Consider the following 18,330-nt stretch of genomic DNA (forward strand, 5'->3'; position numbering starts at 1 on the left):
GAGGAACTGACCATTGACGCAACCCGCAATCGATAAGGTCCGTTTTAAATTTTTCACGCAATGTCCAAGGGATGATGGTCGCGGCATTTTCGTATTGCAGATGCTGACGGGCAAACCCTACGACCAAATTGCCAGCATGATCGATTGGGGCGTTCGGACCAATCATTACACAATGTGGAACGAACTGCGCGGCGTCCTAACCGAGTTGGGCTGGCATACTGGCGGGTTACGAGAGACAAAGAACTGGGCCGATGTTCAGGGAGTAGCGGTAGTCCATGTCGAAGGAGACCACTTTATCCGCTACGATGCCGATAACGGATTTTTCTATGATCCTGGTCAATCAGATGGTCCCGATCTGCACACTCGCCTCGTTCCTGTGAGCTACCTTCCAGTGCAATCGCCAGATAATGGCGGATAAATCAGGCAGACGTCTAGAACTACGATGGTTTAGTTGCTGCCATGGAAGGCCGCGATGCTATCCGTGCCCACCATTCTTTCAGATTTCCATGTTGGTGAATGAGCTCCGTCCCCTCTGACGTCATGAGGAAATAGTCAAACATGGGAGCGATGTACAAATCGGCTAGCGTCAGTTCCTGGCCAACGAACCATGGACCGTTTCCCATGAGGTCGGACATTGCTGCTAAGCAGTTGCGTGCCTTGGAGAGAGCCGCAGCGAGCTTTTCGTTGTCCGTTGGAACACCTCTGTCAGGCTTCGACACCCGCTCCACGTACACTCCCCACACTAGCTCAGGATACGCATAGTTGTCAGCGATGCTGATCAACTGATTGCATCTTGCGCGGTGCATGACGTCCAAGGGCTGGAGCTTCGGCCCCTCGAAAGCTTCATCGATATATCGAACGATCGCGCTGGTCTCATAGAGAGTAAATCCTCCATGCTCGAAGGCGGGAATGCGCCCGAAGGGATGCCTCACCAAGTATTCGACCGGGGGACCACCTTCTGCAAAAATATCTAGCGGCTCAAGTTGATGTTCGATCCCTTTCTCAGTCAGACACAGTCGAGCGATTCGTACGTAGACGCTGTAATCTGCCCCGAAGAGGCGCGGTTGTGTGGTCATCTGCCCACCTTCGTGCAATTGGCGCATACCTTGGGATTCAAAGTAAACGACGTCCCTAGTAGCTTATGCCATGGCGCTAAACATCAACAAACGTCTTACGCAGCCAAATGCAGGCATGCCCTGCAGGCAATCCTTCAATCCGTCCAAACTCTTCATAACCGCGAGATCGGTAAAAGTCCGGGGCTTGAAAACTGAACGTATCGACGTAAGCGCCTACGCATCCACGTTCGCGCGCAACTGCTTCGGCCTTATCCATCAGCAAACTGCCGACGCCAGCACCTCGAACTGAGTTCGACACCCAAAGCCAATCAACGAACATCCAGCGGTAGAAGGTCCTTGCCTTCACCCCACCCTTCACCACCCCCTCGCCCTCGCGTGCGATGACCCATAAGTCCTCCGCATTGTCAGGGCCGGCTTTGCTGGAATTGTACTCATCTAGCCCTTGATCGATGAGCTGCCGTGTGGTGGCATCTGGAGCGCCCTCGACTTCAACCGCTATCGACAACAAGTCCCTCATCAAATTGTGCTACTAACGGCAAGCGCCGAGGAGTGGCTCCTGTCGGATAGCGTTGCGTTGAAAAGCATAACTCGGATAGCCAGATTCCGCACGACCAAATCTAACCGCAGTTTTTGGACGGTCTGCCTGAGTTTCGCGACAAAATCGACCATGCTGAAAAATCAGAGGAACTTCTGTCGCAAAACTCATTAGCAAAAGTCAGAATAATGCAGGGGACTTTTGCGACAGATCTCCGCCACAGCTTACTGAATTGAGTAGGAGTGCGTCGAGCGTTCAGGGCATCCCGGTCAACCCGAAATGTCCGTTGGGAAAGTTAGGTCAAACCACATCTTTCGCTCTAGCTACGATGAGGACGGTCTCAACTGTTGGCTACTAAACTTCTTTTTCAGAAACCTTCTCGGACAGGCCGATGTTGCAAGGATGCCGCATCTTAAAGTTCAGCCGAAAATATCGCCGAATTTGACTTGTCTTGGCTGCTGAACCGATCTAGGGTTGAACATCATCAACACGGTTCTAGGGAGTTTTCGATGGCTGTTTTTTCCGACTCCCCAGTGGCTTCCGCGAATTTCGCCTGAAGCCGACCAGCGTTTTCCAACGCGGAAGAACCTGATGGACGGTGCTAACCCTCTCGTCGATCCTTCCTCACCAAACCATTTCGCGCGGTTTTGCGCGGACATCCTTTTCCCTATGACGGAGCCGGCGAAAGCCGGATACATCAATGGCTCTTGGTTTCAAATCCCGTCGCAACGGGGCTTTTCGCAGCGTTTTCCATTATTGCTGGGCTCATTGGAAGCAACAGCCGGGCCGCGCCTCCTTCATGTTGTTCACAGCGATGCTGTCAACGCTTGCGGATGTGCTCACGCCCTTGTTCTCCGGCCGGCTGGTCGATGCCGTGGTGTCCGGACAGGCCAGCGACGCCGTAACATGGAATAATGCATTTAACGCCTTTTGTTGCCTGATGGCGCTGTCTGTCGGCGCCGTCATCCTGCGACACGCGACGTTCACCGCCATCATCGGTTTCACGCTGAAGTCGATGTCCGAGATCGCCGCGAATTCCTTCTTCCATATCCAACGATTTTCGAGCGATTGGCACGCCAACAGTTTTGCCGGCTCCACCGTTCGCAAGGTGACGCGCGGCATGTGGGCGCTCGACCTGCTCAATGACACCGTCTTCGGCGCGCTGTTCCCGTCGCTGGTGATGCTCATCGGCTCGACCATTCTGATGACGTGGTACTGGCCGATGATGGGATTACTGGTTGGCGCCGGATCCCTATTCTTTATCGCGTTCACGGCGACGATGGCTCTGCGCTATGTCGCGCCGATGGCCAGCATGGCCAACAGCTGGGATACACGCCTTGGCGGCGCGCTTGCCGATGCCGTGACCTGCAACGCTGTAGTCAAGGCCTTTGGCGCCGAAGACCGCGAAGACGAGCGTCTCTCCTGGGTTACCCGCAAGTGGCAGGATCGCACAAAGCGCACCTGGGCACGGGGCACCTTGAACGGCACCTCGCAGAACGCACTGCTCAGCCTGTTGCGCGGCTGCGTGCTGGGCCTTGCTCTTTGGCTCTGGGCCAACGGCAAGGCCAATGCGGGCGACATCACCTTCGTCCTGACTGCCTTTTTCATCCTTCAAGGGTATCTGCGTGAAATCGGCATGCACATCCGTAACCTGCAGCGCTCGGTGAACGACATGGAGGAGCTTGTCACCATTCATGCACAGCCTTTGGGCGTGGAGGACATTGCGGGCGCCCCAGCTCTCCATGTGAAGGCCGGCCTGATCAAGTTCGATCACGTCACCTTTCATTATGGCAATCACTATGCCCCGCTTTACAAGCACTTCTCGGTCACCATCAATCCGGGCGAGCGAGTCGGCCTCGTCGGCCATTCCGGCTCAGGAAAGACGACTTTCATCAAGCTGATCCAACGCCTGCATGACGTCAACCACGGCACGGTCTCGATCGATGGTCAGGATATTTCCAAGGTGGCGCAGACCTCACTTCGCCGCCAGATCGCGATCGTGCAGCAGGAACCCATCTTGTTTCACCGCTCGCTGGCAGAGAATATCGCCTATGCGCGGCCAACGGCCACGCATGCCGAGATCAGGAGGGCTGCGCAGCTAGCCAGCGCCCACGACTTCATCGAAGCCCTGCCGAAGGGTTATGCGACGCTTGTCGGCGAACGCGGCATCAAGCTCTCCGGCGGCGAACGGCAACGCATCGCAATCGCCCGCGCTTTCTTGGCCGATGCGCCGATCCTCATCCTCGACGAGGCGACCTCGAGCCTCGATTCGGAATCGGAAATGCTCATCCAGCAGGCAATGGAGCGGCTGATGGAGGGGCGCACGACGCTCGTCGTCGCTCACAGACTATCGACCGTGCGCTCGCTCGATCGACTGCTGGTCTTCGAACACGGACATATCGCCGAGGAAGGCACCCATGCCAGCCTCATTCGGCGCAGCAGTGGGATCTATCGCGGGCTGTTCGAGCGCCAGGCACTGGAGTTGACAAGGGGCATCGCGAGCGGAGGGTTGATCGGCTGAGAGGAGTTTATGATGGCCCCTCCCCGCGGTAGCAGCAAGCGTTGACGAATACCGACAGGCCTTTAGAAGCGCCGCACCGAAAGGCCTGACAGAAGATCGCACTCGATCACACGCACAAAAGGTCAAAAACTTCTTGCAAAACGGGCGGCAACCACAGAAGTACCAAACGAACCTAATGAGGCAAGGCATTTGACGGCAAACACACCTCCCGACGAGGAGGCGAGCCGTCCATCGCGTCGGTCAAACTTCGGCTCCGTTCTACAGACGCTGCAATGTCACACCCGCGGGTGGAGTCCGGGCCGGTACTTAAAAGGCTAAAGCCTACCATAGGTTTCGTGAACCTGCCCGGATGGGGTTCAGTCGGCCGACAAAAGTCGCTTGCGAAAAAGAAATGACCAAGGACAGCGAATTTTCGTTCGCCACTCGGTTGTGCGAAATCGGGGTTCTTCCCTGAGATCGCGACCCGCCATAGTCACGTTCTCCTTCCCGATCGCCAGTGACGCTCGGTGCATCAGATGTGCACAAAGAGATCCAGGGGCTGTCCGGCTGCAAACCTTCCTCTATGTTTGTGCACCTGACCAGCGAGGCGAGACGATGATCCCATTGACGAAATTGAAGCCCGATTGCTTTTATTGGGCCACTCCAAAGGCTGAGCGCGGTGCAAAGGCTGAAGTCGTACTGCTATCGACCATCTTCGGTGCGGAACCCGAATATTGGACGGTCGCGTGCCTTGGATCTGACGAGCATCACATGCCCGCAGACTTCGAATTCATTGCCAGAATCGTTCCCCCGTCCTCCAGCTTTGCCATGGAGCTTGCCGCCGAGTGAGTGCTCGACTGAGCCATCGGGCCAGGAAGCTGGTCGACTCCGATGCGGCTGCAGACCGCGTCGTAAAGCCAACCATCAACGTCATTTTGCGGGAGCCCTGAGCTTATTGGATGGCTCTCGAATGAATGAAGCGCTCTTTGCCCTCTTGCGCCGATACGCTTTCGGCGAAAACGACTTGAAAGCAAGCCGACAGGCCGAAGGCGCAGCACAGAATTTCGGCAGGCCGTTGGGCAAACAGAACACTGAACCCAAATAGCGATCAATCTTGATCATCGCCGAGGTTAGCCTCAAGGCTCTGTTGGACAAGATGGCTTCCAAAGGGCCGTTTTCCATTTATGGCCTCCTTGGGACTTTCACTGCCCCTTGCGAATATCAGAAATGGTTCAATTTGCATGTTTGCTTGACTTCACGCCCCCTTCAGGCACCGTGCAAGCGGCATCGCAAGGTTGGGGGATACATGACCAAAGAACGATTTTCCGAATGTCTTTTGCACATCCGCTGGACGCCGATCAATCTGGCGAGCGCGCTGCAATGTGATCTGTCATGGGTAGAAGCGCTTGAAGCAGGGAATATCGAGGTGCCAGCCGGATTGGCCGCATGGCTCGAAACTCTCGCGCAATGCCACGAGGCGGCCGGCGTGCCAACCACCTATCGCGGCTGGGGGCACGAGTGATATCGACGTGGCGGACAAACCGAGTTGGCTTGGGAGCTTCAGAAGCTGACCGCAAGCGGAGGGATCCGAGATGAATGACAATATTCGCTTAAAGCTCATTCAGATCAGACATGAAAAGATCGCGCATCGCGACGAGCTGCTGGAGATGAAAATGCGAGCTGAAGGTGCGACGGGGGAGAGCGGTCCTATCGATATTGACGGTATGACCGCTCACGAGCAACCGGTGTGATCAGGCTCGGAACACTGATCCTGTTGAAAATCCGGACAACCATTTGAAATTAATAGCAAAAGCAGGTCACCTGCGGGGTCATGACCGAAGCCGATCGCAACTCCCATTATTACGGAAAATCCGCGGTATTTCAACAGCTTAAGCGCCTGTTCGACGGGGTAATTCTTCAATGCTTATTCACACTCATTGGCCCCGCTAGCGCTGTACTACCCTGGCAGGAAGAACCCGCCGGCTGCCTTCAGTGCGTTCATTCAGGCTGCCCGCGATTTTGCAAAGGGGGGATAGCCTCGAGATATTGTGGCACCGTGCGCGAGATCACATACTTAGGACCGGCGTACATTGCGGCCAGTTGCTAGCGCCTTGAAGAGATTCGAACTTGCGACCCGTGATTTGGTCACGTAGCAGGCAGGGGATCAGTGCCTTCGCTTAGGATTGCGAGATATCTACGGTAGCTAAAAACACGGCCACGCTTGCGACCTGTCACCTCGTCGATAATCCCCAAACGCTCCAAGTCAGCGAGCGCTGCATTGACAGTCGGCGCGGAAAGGCCTGTCATTTGAACGATCTGATTTGCCGTGTGAAAGGGGTTTTGCTGAAAGAGTTCGTGAATACGAAGGGCCGATCCGGCTCTATCGCTCTCGGTTGTGATTTTCTCCCTGTCCTCCTTGAAAAGACCGACAATCCGAGTGGCAGCTTCAGATGCTTGGTTGGCGGTGTCGGCTACACCTGTCAGGAAGAAGTCTAGCCAAGCTTCCCAGTTTCCATGTTCACGGACCTCTTGCAGTAATCGATAATATTCCCTTCGATGTGCCTTGAGGTAAAGACTGAGGTATAGCAATGGTTTGCGTAGAACGCCGTTCATGCACAGGTAAAGAGTGACAAGCAGACGACCTATGCGGCCATTGCCATCGAGAAATGGATGGATCGTTTCGAACTGGACATGCAGCAGGCCGGCCTTGATCAGTGCCGGTAACCGTGATTGATCGTCATGCATGAAGCGCTCGAACGCATCTAGGCAGCCGCCCAATTCCGTCACGGGTGGTGGCACGAAGAGTGCGTTACCGGGTCGCGTGCCTCCAATCCAATTCTGCGAGCGCCGAAACTCTCCTGGATCCTTGGTACCTCCCCGCCCGCTTTGCAGCAGTCGTGCGTGCATCTCTCGGATCAGGCGCAACGACATTGGCAGCGTTTCCAAACGCTCCAAACCGTACATCATCGCATCAACGTAGTTGGAAACCTCACGAATCTCATCGACCGGTTGCCCCGCTTGGGCCTCGGTCTCGAACCGCAAAAGATCGGAAAGCGTCGACTGTGTGCCTTCAATCTGCGAGGAAAGAACTGCTTCCTTTCTGACATACATGTAAAGGAATAGCTCCTGGCGCGGGAGCAGCATTGTGATGCCATCCAGGCGACCTAGCGCACGCTCTGCCACACTGAGGCGCTCCAATAGCGAGAGGACATCGATGGATGGCTCGGGCGGCAATGGCGGTGGCACGAACGCCCGCACTGTTTCGCTCGCTGCTGTTGTTTCGACAAAACGGCCTAGGCGCAAATTAGGTTCGGAATCAGACATAGCCTAATATGAATTCCGTCCGTTATTTAAGCAATAGCCACTTTATTTAAATAAGCATCGAGTTTAGGTAAGCGCGCTTAATTAACGTAGACCGTTGTCACTGCGTCAAGCGCAAGCGCCGGATTCCAGGCCAGTTCCGTGAGACCACGGTGCCGATGGATTTAGCCGCCAACCGACAGACGTCCTCCAATACATCATTTCTTAAAACTGCGCTCCTATTCCCGCTCGCCCTCGGCATTGATGCCGAGAGAAATGGAATGAGCATGTCAGCGCAACATGCCAGCCCGTTACGCATATTCTTGACTGGTTTCATCTATCGATGCGTCTGCGGCACATTGAACAGGCCTGGGAGGGCATCAAGTATCTCCAGGATCTGAACCTCTATCTTCGAGACCTCGCGATCCATGTGCCCAGGCTTCGACATCTCCTATGGAGTGGATATGTCCGAGAGGCAAGCGAGGCCGTAAAACAGATGCTTGCCCAATTGGATCAGCACCCCGGATTTCGCGACGCCCTTCGCAAAATCAGGCGCCTCTACGAGCTGACTGCAATCTTCACACTTACCTGCTCCAGAATGAAGCTTCTATCGTCAACTACTGTCGGCGATACTGGTCCGGCCTGCCGATATCCAGTTCGCCGGCTGAAAGTGCCGCCAACAGCCTCGTTAATGCCCGCATGAACAAGAAGCGTCAGATGCGTAGGTCGCCGATTGGCGCTCATCGGGTTCTTCAAGTCCGAGCCGCTGTAGCGGATGGTCGACTTAAGAAGGCAAAGCTAAATCTTGCAGCGTGACCCCCAGGTTTTTCCCGCTCCCTCCGGTGACCGTGCAGCTCTAGAAGTTCCGCAAGTTCGTCAATTCCCCTGCACATGACTTCGTCAATCAGTCGGATTCCACTGGGAAAGATATGGTGGTGGATGAAGAGCATCGCAGTGCCGATTGGAAACGCCTCAGGTTTCCGTCGAAGCCAAGGAAGATGATCGGTGACATCCCCATATGCTGCCCCGTCGACGGTGGCGTCGAGGCCAAGCAGGAGCACATCGTCGCAGTATTCAGTAAAATGTAGGGGGCCCGCCACATTGCTTCCAATAAAGCCTGGAAGTGCAGAACGCATCGCGTTCTTGTCGTCGGAATTTCCAGGTATCACGAAGGTTCGAAATGGCAGCCGCTTGAGCATCTTCCCAAGCCGGTTGTGACCTTCTATCCATCCATCATCCACGAGGTCACCTGAAATGACCACGTAATCGGGCCTTAGCTCGCCAAGCCACGCAACAGCTTTTTCGAACCGCAGAAAATTATCGTTGTCGATCCCCGCATGAATGTCGGTTGCCTGAGCGACAATCATATTCGCAGCTCCGTTAGGCCTCGGAAATTTACTAAATGCGCGGGACCAGTGTTCCTTGGCGGGGCACTCCAAATTTTCGGGCGGGTGACGCAAAACCAATACCGGCCCGCTTGTCGGACAGGTTGGCTGCGCGACGCCACAAAATCCCAACTCATGGTAAATATTCGATTACCTCCGTTCAGTATCTGCGAGCCGTTTGAAATTCCCCGCGACGACTCCCATCTCTCTGCCGCTTCTTTTCGGGAGAGACAATGAGAGACTTTGTGAATGCTACGTTCGGGTCGGTTGAACTCGACATCATCAGCCAGGCACTCGAAGAGTGGCGAACTTCAACTGGTATCGAGCATGCCGCTCCGGAGTACGAAATCGCCGCCGCCACAGTTGTCACCTTGTTCCGCGAGGGCAACCGCACGCTTCCGGAGCTTCAGGCTGCAATTTCGGCCCACCGGTGGCTATCCCGGGATGCCGTGGAAATGGTGAAAGTCTCGGTGAATTCCGCAAATAAAGCGTCGTAGGCGCAGACTACAGGGAAGCCCTTTCGCCATGACCAGTGAACGGGCACCGTCGCGGCAGCGTCCCCGGCTTTGACTATATTCCGATCTGTCGTTTTGCCAGAGCATATTTTGCAGCATTTGCCGCCCATTCGTCCGATTGGTCCTGACCTTCGATTTCGACCTCCGTGATCGGTGTCACGCGGATCAATGGAACCGAGCCGAAGGGCAATCCTTCGATCTGAGCACCATCGCGGCTGAGAATGATCTGGCTCATCGGGTTGTACTCGTCGGCCAGACGACAAAAGAGAATTGCACCGTATTTCTCCACGTCTCGTGCAACACCATAGCCGTCTGCTACAAGGTCTCCGATGCCGATGAGCAGATGCGCCCAATTATCGATCTTCTTGTCATCCATCGTCGTGACATCAAACTCCATGAAGAGTTCGCATTCCACACCATTTTGCTGATCCACTATCCCTGCCCACGGAGTGGAAAGTCCGTCCGTGGCGAGTGTTAGCGTGGAGCCCGACCTGACGGCAATAACCCGTTGATGCGGTCCGAACCATTTCGTCTGGTTGTAGATGTTGACCTCTCCTCGATCAGCAGCAAAGCCGTCGGCCAGGTCGCCACGCGCCCTCCAAAAATTAAGCCTCGCGACAGCAGCGGCTTCGTAGACCGGGCTATCTGGACCACGCGGCACGATTGCTGGATCGAAAATGGTCTCGACCGTCACACGTCCCCGCAAGAACGGCATTTTCTTCTTAGTCCAACGGACGATGATCTTATTGAAAGGTCGCGTCTGCGAATTTTCGAGTTTCTCGACAACGTCCCTGATGATCTTGTGCGGAGCCGCGTCGACGGCCGCGCCCTTTAAGTCTCTGTAGGTGCCTGACTGAGAGGAAACGCCTGCTTGTGTCGTGGTAGCGACCCACTCTCCGCTAACCGCCTCAGGCGGTGCCCTGTCTAAGATAGGACGCAAATCCTTTATCGCATCAGAAGTCGTGTATCGCATCACTGTGCCCCTATCGACCTTCTGATGCGCTAAATGGGTGGAAGGAACTTTCGCGTTGCGGTGCCATGGAAGACAATGTTCCCTACAGAATCTTTTGAACTCGCAGAGAGGATCGGTTTTAGCGACGCAATGGCACATAAAATCAAAATTGCTATTCAGCAGGTGACGAAATTAACTCGGTCCCAGAAATGAAGCCAACAAGGGGATCATCAATGGGAATGAAACTGTCACTGGCCGGCGCAAGCACTGCGATTGGGCTCCTGCTTTCGAACCAGGCCTTCGCGCAAACTGCTGAAGTCATGCACTATTGGACAAGCGGAAGCGAGGCCGCCGCCATCAAAGTCATCGCCGATGATGTCGCCAAGAAGGGTGGTACCTGGAAGGACAGCCCCGTCACGGGCTATGAAGCCGCCCGCGCGGCTGTTCTCAGCCGTCTCGCTGGCGGTGACGCGCCGACTTCGATGGTCGTCGATCTCGGCGAAATCAAGCCGTTGGTGGAACAAGGCATCCTGGCCCCAATCGACGACGTTGCCTCCACCAATGGCTGGCAGACGTTCTTCCCGAAACTGGTTGTCGATAATGCAAGCGTCGATGGCCACCTTTATGCCGTTCCAATCGACATCGGTACCGCTAACTGGATGTGGTACTCGACAAAGGTTCTCAACGATGTCGGCGTCAAACCGCCGGCAACTTGGGACGAGTTCTTCGCGGCTGCCGACAAGATCAAGGCCAAGGGCTACATCCCGCTCGCCTTTGGGGGGCAAGCCTGGCAGGAAGCTCTCGTCTTCCGCTCGATCATGATCGCGACCGGCGGAAACAAGTTCTACACAGACGTCTACACGAAGCATGACGTCGATGCCGCCGGCGGGCCGTTGATGGTCAAGTCCTTCGAGACTTTCGCCAAGCTGCGCGGCTATGTCGACGACGGCAACACCAACCGCAACTGGAACGATGCCACCAACATGGTCATCACCGGCAAGGCTGCGATGCAGATCATGGGCGACTGGGCCAAGGGCGAATTCCAGGCCGCCAATATGACGCCTGGCAAGGACTACGGCTGCGAACTGGCTCCCGGTACCAACGGCGTGCTGAATATCGTTTCCGACACCTTCGTCTTCCCGGTCGGCGATAAGCCCGAACAGGTCGCGGCCCGCAAGCTGCTGGTCGACGTCATGATCGACCCGCGAACCCAGGTGGCTTTCAATACCGTCAAGGGCGCCCTGCCGCCGCGCCTCGACGCAAATCTGAAGGATGCGGACATCTGCACCCAGAAGGCAGCGGCGCTGCTCAAGGACCAGAACGCGCTCGCCCCGAACGCCGAACTCTCGTTCAGCAGCGAAACCGTCGGTGCGATCAAGGACCTAGTAACCCAGTTCTGGAGCAATCCATCGATGACGCCTGCCGATGCAGCAAAGCAGTATGCCGATATCGTTGCACGGAACTAAGTCCTGCCAATAGTCTCTGCTGCCCCGGCACGGTTGCCGGGGCAGTTTTCGTCAATGAGTTGCGGTGTCGACCAACAGGGGCAACTGATGTTTAAGAAGAACCTGGCAGCCAAGCTGACGCTTGTGCCCAGCGCCGTGGTCATCGCCGTTTGTTTCTACGGCACGATCCTCTGGACGCTTTATATCTCGCTGACGCATTCGACGATGCTGCCGAACTATAAGTTCTACGGCTTCGGCCAGTATGCGACGCTGCTGTCCATGCCGCGCTGGCATACGGCCTTTGCCAATATGCTGATCTTCGGCAGCCTCTTCATTGTCGGCTCGCTCGTCATCGGCACGACGCTTGCCGCATTGCTCGATCGCAACGTCAAGGCGGAAGGCCTCTTCCGCGTCTTCTTTCTCTATCCGCTGTCCATGTCTTTCGTCGTCACTGGCCTTGCCTGGCAATGGCTCTTGAACCCCACCACTGGCGTCGAAGCCCTGGTGCGCAGCTTCGGCTGGCAGGATTTCAGCTTCAACTGGCTGGCAAGCCCGGAAAAAGCGATCTACGCCGTTTCGATCGCCGCCATCTGGCAGTCCTCGGGGCTCGTCATGGCCATCATGCTGGCTGGCCTGCGCGGCATCGACAGCGACATCTGGAAAGCAACCAAAATCGACGGCATTCCCGTCTGGCGCTCCTATATCAGCATCGTGCTGCCGATGCTGCGGCCGCTAATCCTCACCTGCGTCATCCTGCTGGCGACCGCCGTGGTCAAAAGCTACGACCTCGTCGTCGCCATGACCGGCGGTGGCCCCGGCATCAGCACCGATGTCCCCGGCAAGTTCGTGGTCGACCTGCTGTTCCAGCGAGCCAATATCAGCACGGCCGCCGCTGCCGCAATGCTGATGCTGCTGACCGTGATCTGCGCGCTTTCGCCCTATGTCTACATCGAGCTCAAGAGGCAGAAGCGATGACTGCGACCCCTCTCGCCCCCACCCTCGTCTATACCGTGCCGCGCTCCAGCAGCATACGGCCTGGCCGCATACTCCTCTACGTCATCCTTTCGCTGGCGCTGGTCTATTATGCGATCCCGCTGTTGCTGGTGATCTCGACGTCGTTGAAAACCGCTGAGGAGCTGCGCAACGGCAATATCTTCACCCTACCCCAAAGCCTGAATTTCGATGCCTGGACGAAGGCGTGGATGACGGCCTGCACCGGGATCGAATGCAACGGTATTCACGGCAATTTCTGGAATTCCGTCGAAATCGTCGTTCCGAGTGTCATCCTCTCGATCCTATTCGGAGCGCTCACCGGCTTCGCCCTGTCACAATGGCAGTCGAAGCTCAGCCGCGTCATCCTGCTTTCGCTGATGCTCGGCGCCTTCATCCCCTACCAGGTCATCCTCTATCCGCTGGTGCGCATCTTCAGCAGTGTCGGCCTCTATGGGACGCTCCCGGGGATCATCCTGATTCACATCATTTTCGGGCTGCCCTACATGGCGCTGCTTTTCTTCAATTTCTACCAGGGCGTACCGCCGGAACTTTCGAAGGCAGCCAAGATGGACGGCGCCGGCTTCTTCACGATCTTCTTCGAGATCATGCTGCCGATGTCGGTCAACGTCCTCGTCGTCGCCATCATCATGCAGGCGACCGGCATCTGGAACGACTTCCTGCTGGGCCTGATCTTTGCCGGGCGAGACCACCTGCCGATGACGGTACAGCTGAACAACATCGTCAATACAACGACCGGCGTCAAAGAGTATAATGTGAATATGGCCGCGACCTTCCTGACCGCGCTGCCGCCGCTTCTCATCTACATTCTCTCCGGACGCTATTTTGCGCGCGGCCTCGCAGCCGGCGCAGTGAAGGGCTAATGCAATGACACAGATTTCCGTTATCGAAGCCAACAAGTCCTTCGGGCCGCAGCACATCCTCCGCGATATCAATCTCCACGTCGACAGCGGCGAGTTCATCGTGCTGCTCGGTTCCTCCGGCTGCGGCAAGTCTACGTTGCTCAACGTCATTGCCGGCCTTGAGGATCTCGACACTGGCAGGATCATCGCCGGCGACCAGGACGTGACGAACGTCGATTCCAGCCGTCGCAACATGTCGATGGTGTTCCAGTCCTACGCGCTCTATCCGACGATGACTGTGCGTAGAAACCTCGGCTTTGGACTGCGCGTCAACAAGGTGCCGAAGGCCGAAATCGCCAAGCGTGTCGAATGGGCTGCCAACCTGCTACAGCTGACGCCGCTTCTCGACCGTCGTCCCTCGCAGCTCTCCGGCGGCCAGCGCCAGCGCGTGGCGATCGGCCGTGCTCTCGTGCGCCGCAGCCCGGTCTGCCTGTTCGACGAGCCGCTCTCCAACCTCGATGCCAAGCTGCGCACCGAAATGCGTCTGGAAATCAAAAAGCTGCACCAGGAGCTGCGCAGCACGATCGTCTACGTAACCCATGATCAGATCGAGGCCATGACGCTGGCCACGCGGGTTGCCGTCATGAAGGGTGGCAAGATCGAGCAGTATGCCACGCCGGACGAACTCTACGAGAAGCCCGAAACCCTCTTCGTCGCTGGCTTCGTCGGTTCGCCCAGTATGAACCTGCTTTCCGCCTGCATCCATATCGAGGACGGCGAACCCATGGCGATATTCGGCGACCGCCAGCTGCCCATCGATGCCTACCCGTTCCGCCAGCCGGCCGTAAACGGCCAGGAGATCGTCATCGGCTTCCGGCCGGAAGAAGTTCAGCTTGCCGATGACCGCACGACACTGCCGACGCTCTTTGCGCCGATCACCTTCATAGAGCCGATGGGCGCCGATACGCTCGTGTGGTTTGCCTTTGGCGAACAGAAATTCTCGGTCCGCCTCCCCTCAGCCAAGGCCCGTGGCCTGTCGGGGGAGGTGAGACTCGCCTTCAATGCGAGCAGCGCCTCGATCTTCTCGAAGGAAAGCGAGCAGCGCCTCTAGGAAGAGGCCAGGACAGCCGACGTTCCGCCGGCTGTTCTTCTCCACTCAGCTTAGTTGCTCGATCAAGCGATCCATCATGGCGTCGCAGCGCTGCAATTCGGCCTCCTCGATATATTCATCCGCCTGATGGCCCTGGTCCATATTGCCAGGGCCGATCACGACGGTCTCCAGCCCCAACCTTGTGGCAAACAGGCCCGCCTCGGTGCCGAAGGAGACCTTCGTGGTCGGTGCCTGACCGAACAATCGTCTGATTAAGCTGGCCGCGGGCCCATCCACCGGAGCTGAAAGCCCGGGATAGGCATTGCGGACCTCGATTTCCGTTTTGGCCCCGGCCGCCGCGCGAATGCGGGAGAGGATTTCCCCGACATCGTCCTCGGCGAGATGGCGGATCTCGAAATCGACAGACGCGCGCTCGGCAACGATATTGAGCACCTCGCCGCCAGCGATCCTGCCAGTGTGCACCGTGGTATAGGGGATATCGTAATCCGCATCGCGGCGCCCGCTCGCGGCGATGTCCCGCTGCTCATCGCGCAGCACGCTAACGAAGTCGCAGGCGAGATGGATCGCATTGACGAAACGCGGCGCCAGGGAGGAATGGCCAGCCTCGCCGCGGAACCGGGCCTGCGCCGCCATCTTCCCCTTGTGGCCAAGCGCGATCGCCATGGACGTCGGCTCTCCGACGATACAGAGCGCCGCCTTGAACTGTTCTCTGGCCAGCACGTCGATCAGCGAGCGGACACCGACGCAACCGATCTCCTCGTCATGCGAAAAGGCGATATGAAGCGGCCGCTTCAGGGCAGCGGCATCAAGTCGGCTCGCCGCCGATAAAGTACTGGCGAGAAAGCCTTTCATGTCCGTCGAGCCGCGGCCATGAAGACGTGTCCCGCGCCGTGTCAGCCGGAATGGGTCCGACATCCAGACCTGGGTGGCGGCTGGGACGACATCGGTATGGCCCGACAACATGATACCATCATCTCCCCGAGGACCGATGGACGCGAAGAGATTGGCCTTGCTGCCGCTGCCGTCAGGAACGAGGCGGCATTCAAAGCCGCGCTCCGTCAGATAACTCCGGGCAAAATCGATCAGCGGCAAGTTACTGTCGGCGCTGACGGTGGGATAGGCGACGAGGCGGTCGAGCAATTCAAGCGTGTTCAAGACATACTCCAGAAAAACACGAAGGCCCGCATGGGTTGCGAGCCTTCCATTTCATTCCATCTCGACCTGTGTACTAGTGCACCAACGTTTCTTCATCGGCCATGGTCTGGTTGATGTCGGCTAGCAATGCCGCGATATCGGCCTTCGGGAACGCCTGGCGGAAGCGCCGGTCGAAGGTGGTGAACATGCCGAAGAACGAGTTCGCGCAGTGCTCGAGCATGCGGTCCGCCTCGGCCTCGCCGATGGATAGCTGCTTCTGCAGGAACTGGTTGAACTTCGCCCGGGCAATTGGATTGGCCAGGATGAAGACCGGCTGCGTATCCCACTTCACCTCGCGATGGCGCGAGGCACGCGAACGAATTTGCAGCGGCTCCTGCAGGTGAATGTCGCGCGAAGACGAGCCAACTTCGATCTGGACGGCGTCGTCATCCAGTATCCAGCGGCCCTTGCCGGAATCATAGAGCATGAAATCGGCGGCCGGGACGGTGAGCGTCACGCGCTTCGACTGGCCGGGTTCCAAATGCACCTTGGCGAAAGACTTCAGTTCGCGCTTCGGGCGCTGCAGCCGCGGCTTGCCATAGCTGACGTAGAGCTGCGCGGCCTCCTTGCCGGCGACAGTGCCGGCGTTGGTGATCGTGAAGCTCGCCACGACCTCCTCACCTGCGTTGAGCGCAGAGCGGTCGAGTGTCAGATCAGAGTAGGCAAAGCTCGTGTAGCTGAGGCCGAAACCGAAGGGATATTCCGGCTCGATTTCCCGTGCATCATACCAGCGATACCCGACATGGATACCCTCGCTGTAGTAATGACGGCCATTCTCGCCGGGGTAGCTTAGGTAGGATGGCATGTCCTGCATGCGCTTCGGGAAGGTGGTCGTCAGCTTGCCCGACGGATTCGCGATACCGAAGAGGATATCGGCGATGCCGCCGCCGGTCGCCTGGCCGGAGAAGAACATCTCGACAATCGACTTCACTTCCGGGATCCACGGCAGAACCACGGCATCCGGGCTCGCTATGGCAACGACGACATTCGGATTGACGGCCGCCACTGCGCTGACGAGCGCATCATGGCCCGGCGCCAGGGCAAGCGTCGTGCGGTCGGAACCTTCGCCGTCATAGCCGTTCTCGGTGCACACGAAGATGACGACGACATCGGCACCGCGCGCGCCTTCCACGGCTTCCGCAATCAGCGTGGCCCGCTCGCTCTCGACCTCGCTGGTACCGCGATACTGGTCGACCTTGATCGCATTGCCGGCCAGCTTGACGATCTCGTCGATCGGCACATCGACCAGCGTCGGCGTTGTCGTTGCGCAGCCCGAACCCTGGATGACGGGAACACCGGCGCCCTCGCCAATGACCACCATCCGCTTGACCTTTGAAGGGGTGATCGGCAGCAGCTGGTCATCGTTCTTCAGAAGAACCATAGATTCGCCGGCCATGCGGCGGGCAAGCTTGTGATGGGCGTCGCGGTCGAACACGGTATCGCGACGCTCGCCGAGCTTGCCTGCACGCACCAGCGCGAGCACGCGGGCACAAGCCTCGTCGACGGCAGCCATGTCTACCTTGCCAGCCTCGATGGCTTCGAGCAGATCGCTCTTGCGGGTTTCGCTTTCCGGCATGTCGAGCTCGTTGCCGGCCTTCAGCGAGGCGGGGCGATCCTTGATGCCGTGCCAATCGGACACGACAAGACCTTCATAGCCCCACTCTTCGCGCAACACCTTGGTCAGAAGCCAATGATCCTCGGCGGCCTGAACACCGTTCAGACGATTGTAGGAGCTCATGACCGTCCAGGGATTGCTCTTTTCGATCGCCCGCTGGAAACCCTTGAGATAGATTTCGCGCAGCGCACGCTCGTCGACAACCGAGTCCATCGAGGTACGCTCGACCTCGGAATTGTTGCAGGCAAAGTGCTTCAATGAGGCGCCGACGCCATTCTCCTGCAGACCATTAATGACACCTGCTGCGAAATCACCGCTGATGACGGGATCTTCGCCATAATATTCATAGGAGCGGCCGCCGAGTGGCGTGCGGCGGATATTGATCCCCGGTCCTAGCAGCAGATGAACGCCGAACTCCTGGCATTCCATAGCGAGCGCCGTGCCGAGTTCATGGGCCATCTCAACATCCCAGGAGCAGCCCAGGCTGGAGCCGTTGGGAAAGCAGGTCGCCTGCTTCATGGCGCCCCATGCCACCTCGACATGGCTGGCCCGCTGACCGACCACATTGAGAAAGGCCGAGAAGTCGACACCTCCAGCTTGGTCATTGTCGATCTGATGGATGGAATAGCGCACGCCATAGGTGCCATCAGTCATGACGATATTGGGAATGCCGAGACGTTCGATCGCCTTCGTCTTCCACATGCGATGCCCGGCCAGAAGGGCGACCTTCTCCTCGTTCGTCATTTCCGCGATCAGCGCCGCAAAGTCGCCACTCATAAGCTTGTCTGAATTCACGTCATGTCTCCAAAATGGGTCGGATATTGGCAGTCTCCGGAGGACGGTTGCTCT

The 18,330-nt window shown here is 57.4% G+C and carries 17 protein-coding genes and 2 pseudogenes; 12 read left to right on the forward strand and 7 right to left on the reverse strand.

Going from position 1 to position 18,330, the window contains the following annotated elements:
- The first annotated feature begins 13 nt into the window (after positions 1-13).
- Positions 14-418 carry a hypothetical protein gene (locus tag GA0061101_RS22160; protein ID WP_245297538.1) on the forward strand — a complete coding sequence of 135 codons (405 nt, stop codon included), beginning with the start codon at positions 14-16 and terminating at the stop codon, positions 416-418.
- 19 nt (positions 419-437) lie between these two features.
- Here GA0061101_RS22160 and GA0061101_RS22165 read toward each other — a convergent pair whose 3' ends face one another.
- The gene (locus GA0061101_RS22165) at positions 438-1,076 is read right to left on the reverse strand and encodes a glutathione S-transferase family protein (RefSeq protein WP_037199197.1); all 639 of its coding nucleotides are present in this window, start codon (positions 1,074-1,076) and stop codon (positions 438-440) included.
- Between the two features lie 76 nt (positions 1,077-1,152).
- A complete protein-coding gene (locus GA0061101_RS22170) occupies positions 1,153-1,581 on the reverse strand; it encodes a GNAT family N-acetyltransferase (RefSeq protein WP_245297539.1) in 429 nt (142 codons plus the stop codon).
- 730 nt (positions 1,582-2,311) lie between these two features.
- On the opposite strand from GA0061101_RS22170, the gene GA0061101_RS22175 reads away from it, so the two are divergent.
- The 5 genes and pseudogenes from GA0061101_RS22175 to GA0061101_RS40260 all read left to right on the forward strand — a co-directional run.
- Positions 2,312-4,132 (forward strand): ABC transporter ATP-binding protein, encoded by a 1,821-nt coding sequence (locus GA0061101_RS22175; RefSeq protein WP_092574878.1) that lies wholly within the window; start codon positions 2,312-2,314, stop codon positions 4,130-4,132.
- A gap of 594 nt (positions 4,133-4,726) precedes the next feature.
- Positions 4,727-4,960, forward strand: a complete 234-nt coding sequence (locus tag GA0061101_RS22180) for a hypothetical protein (protein WP_037199116.1) — start codon at positions 4,727-4,729, stop codon at positions 4,958-4,960.
- A gap of 457 nt (positions 4,961-5,417) precedes the next feature.
- A complete protein-coding gene (locus tag GA0061101_RS22185; RefSeq protein ID WP_037199201.1) occupies positions 5,418-5,633 on the forward strand; it encodes a hypothetical protein in 216 nt (71 codons plus the stop codon).
- A gap of 70 nt (positions 5,634-5,703) precedes the next feature.
- A complete protein-coding gene (locus GA0061101_RS39515; RefSeq protein WP_156143672.1) occupies positions 5,704-5,862 on the forward strand; it encodes a hypothetical protein in 159 nt (52 codons plus the stop codon).
- A gap of 174 nt (positions 5,863-6,036) precedes the next feature.
- Positions 6,037-6,147 (forward strand): annotated as a pseudogene (locus GA0061101_RS40260) (LysR family transcriptional regulator); the annotation flags it as partial.
- A 109-nt stretch (positions 6,148-6,256) separates the two neighbouring features.
- On the opposite strand, the gene GA0061101_RS22195 reads toward GA0061101_RS40260, so the two are convergent.
- The gene (locus GA0061101_RS22195; protein ID WP_092574881.1) at positions 6,257-7,435 is read right to left on the reverse strand and encodes a Fic family protein; all 1,179 of its coding nucleotides are present in this window, start codon (positions 7,433-7,435) and stop codon (positions 6,257-6,259) included.
- A 265-nt stretch (positions 7,436-7,700) separates the two neighbouring features.
- Here GA0061101_RS22195 and GA0061101_RS22200 point away from each other — a divergent pair.
- Positions 7,701-8,227: pseudogene (locus GA0061101_RS22200) on the forward strand (ISKra4 family transposase); the annotation flags it as partial.
- Here the strand turns inward: GA0061101_RS22200 and GA0061101_RS22205 are convergent.
- Positions 8,164-8,778: a metallophosphoesterase gene (locus GA0061101_RS22205; protein ID WP_092574883.1), complete on the reverse strand. Its 615-nt coding sequence runs from the start codon at positions 8,776-8,778 to the stop codon at positions 8,164-8,166. The pseudogene GA0061101_RS22200 and the gene GA0061101_RS22205 overlap by 64 nt on opposite strands.
- Positions 8,779-9,029: 251 nt before the next feature.
- Between GA0061101_RS22205 and GA0061101_RS22210 the strand changes: the two genes are divergently transcribed.
- Complete coding sequence (locus GA0061101_RS22210; protein ID WP_051964012.1) at positions 9,030-9,293, forward strand: hypothetical protein; 264 nt, start codon at positions 9,030-9,032, stop codon at positions 9,291-9,293.
- A 73-nt stretch (positions 9,294-9,366) separates the two neighbouring features.
- On the opposite strand, the gene GA0061101_RS22215 is transcribed toward GA0061101_RS22210, so the two are convergent.
- Positions 9,367-10,287 carry a hypothetical protein gene (locus GA0061101_RS22215; protein WP_092574884.1) on the reverse strand — a complete coding sequence of 307 codons (921 nt, stop codon included), beginning with the start codon at positions 10,285-10,287 and terminating at the stop codon, positions 9,367-9,369.
- Positions 10,288-10,496: 209 nt separating this feature from the next.
- On the opposite strand from GA0061101_RS22215, the gene GA0061101_RS22220 reads away from it, so the two are divergent.
- The 4 genes from GA0061101_RS22220 (at position 10,497) to GA0061101_RS22235 (ending at position 14,672) form a co-directional block, all read left to right on the forward strand.
- Positions 10,497-11,729: an ABC transporter substrate-binding protein gene (locus GA0061101_RS22220; protein WP_037199121.1), complete on the forward strand. Its 1,233-nt coding sequence runs from the start codon at positions 10,497-10,499 to the stop codon at positions 11,727-11,729.
- A gap of 87 nt (positions 11,730-11,816) precedes the next feature.
- The gene (locus tag GA0061101_RS22225; protein ID WP_037199122.1) at positions 11,817-12,683 is read left to right on the forward strand and encodes a carbohydrate ABC transporter permease; all 867 of its coding nucleotides are present in this window, start codon (positions 11,817-11,819) and stop codon (positions 12,681-12,683) included.
- On the forward strand, positions 12,680-13,582 hold the full coding sequence (locus GA0061101_RS22230; RefSeq protein WP_037199123.1) for a carbohydrate ABC transporter permease: 903 nt from the start codon (positions 12,680-12,682) through the stop codon (positions 13,580-13,582). The genes GA0061101_RS22225 and GA0061101_RS22230 overlap by 4 nt, the downstream gene beginning before the upstream one ends.
- 4 nt (positions 13,583-13,586) lie before the next feature.
- Positions 13,587-14,672: an ABC transporter ATP-binding protein gene (locus tag GA0061101_RS22235; protein ID WP_047640200.1), complete on the forward strand. Its 1,086-nt coding sequence runs from the start codon at positions 13,587-13,589 to the stop codon at positions 14,670-14,672.
- 45 nt (positions 14,673-14,717) lie between these two features.
- On the opposite strand, the gene argE is transcribed toward GA0061101_RS22235, so the two are convergent.
- Positions 14,718-15,827 carry an acetylornithine deacetylase gene (argE, locus tag GA0061101_RS22240; RefSeq protein ID WP_037199126.1) on the reverse strand — a complete coding sequence of 370 codons (1,110 nt, stop codon included), beginning with the start codon at positions 15,825-15,827 and terminating at the stop codon, positions 14,718-14,720.
- A 73-nt stretch (positions 15,828-15,900) separates the two neighbouring features.
- A complete protein-coding gene (locus GA0061101_RS22245) occupies positions 15,901-18,258 on the reverse strand; it encodes a beta-glucosidase family protein (protein ID WP_092574886.1) in 2,358 nt (785 codons plus the stop codon).
- Between the last annotated feature and the right edge of the window lie 72 nt (positions 18,259-18,330).

The sequence above is a fragment of the Martinezella lusitana genome (genome assembly GCF_900094565.1).
Lineage (GTDB): Bacteria > Pseudomonadota > Alphaproteobacteria > Rhizobiales > Rhizobiaceae > Rhizobium > Rhizobium lusitanum.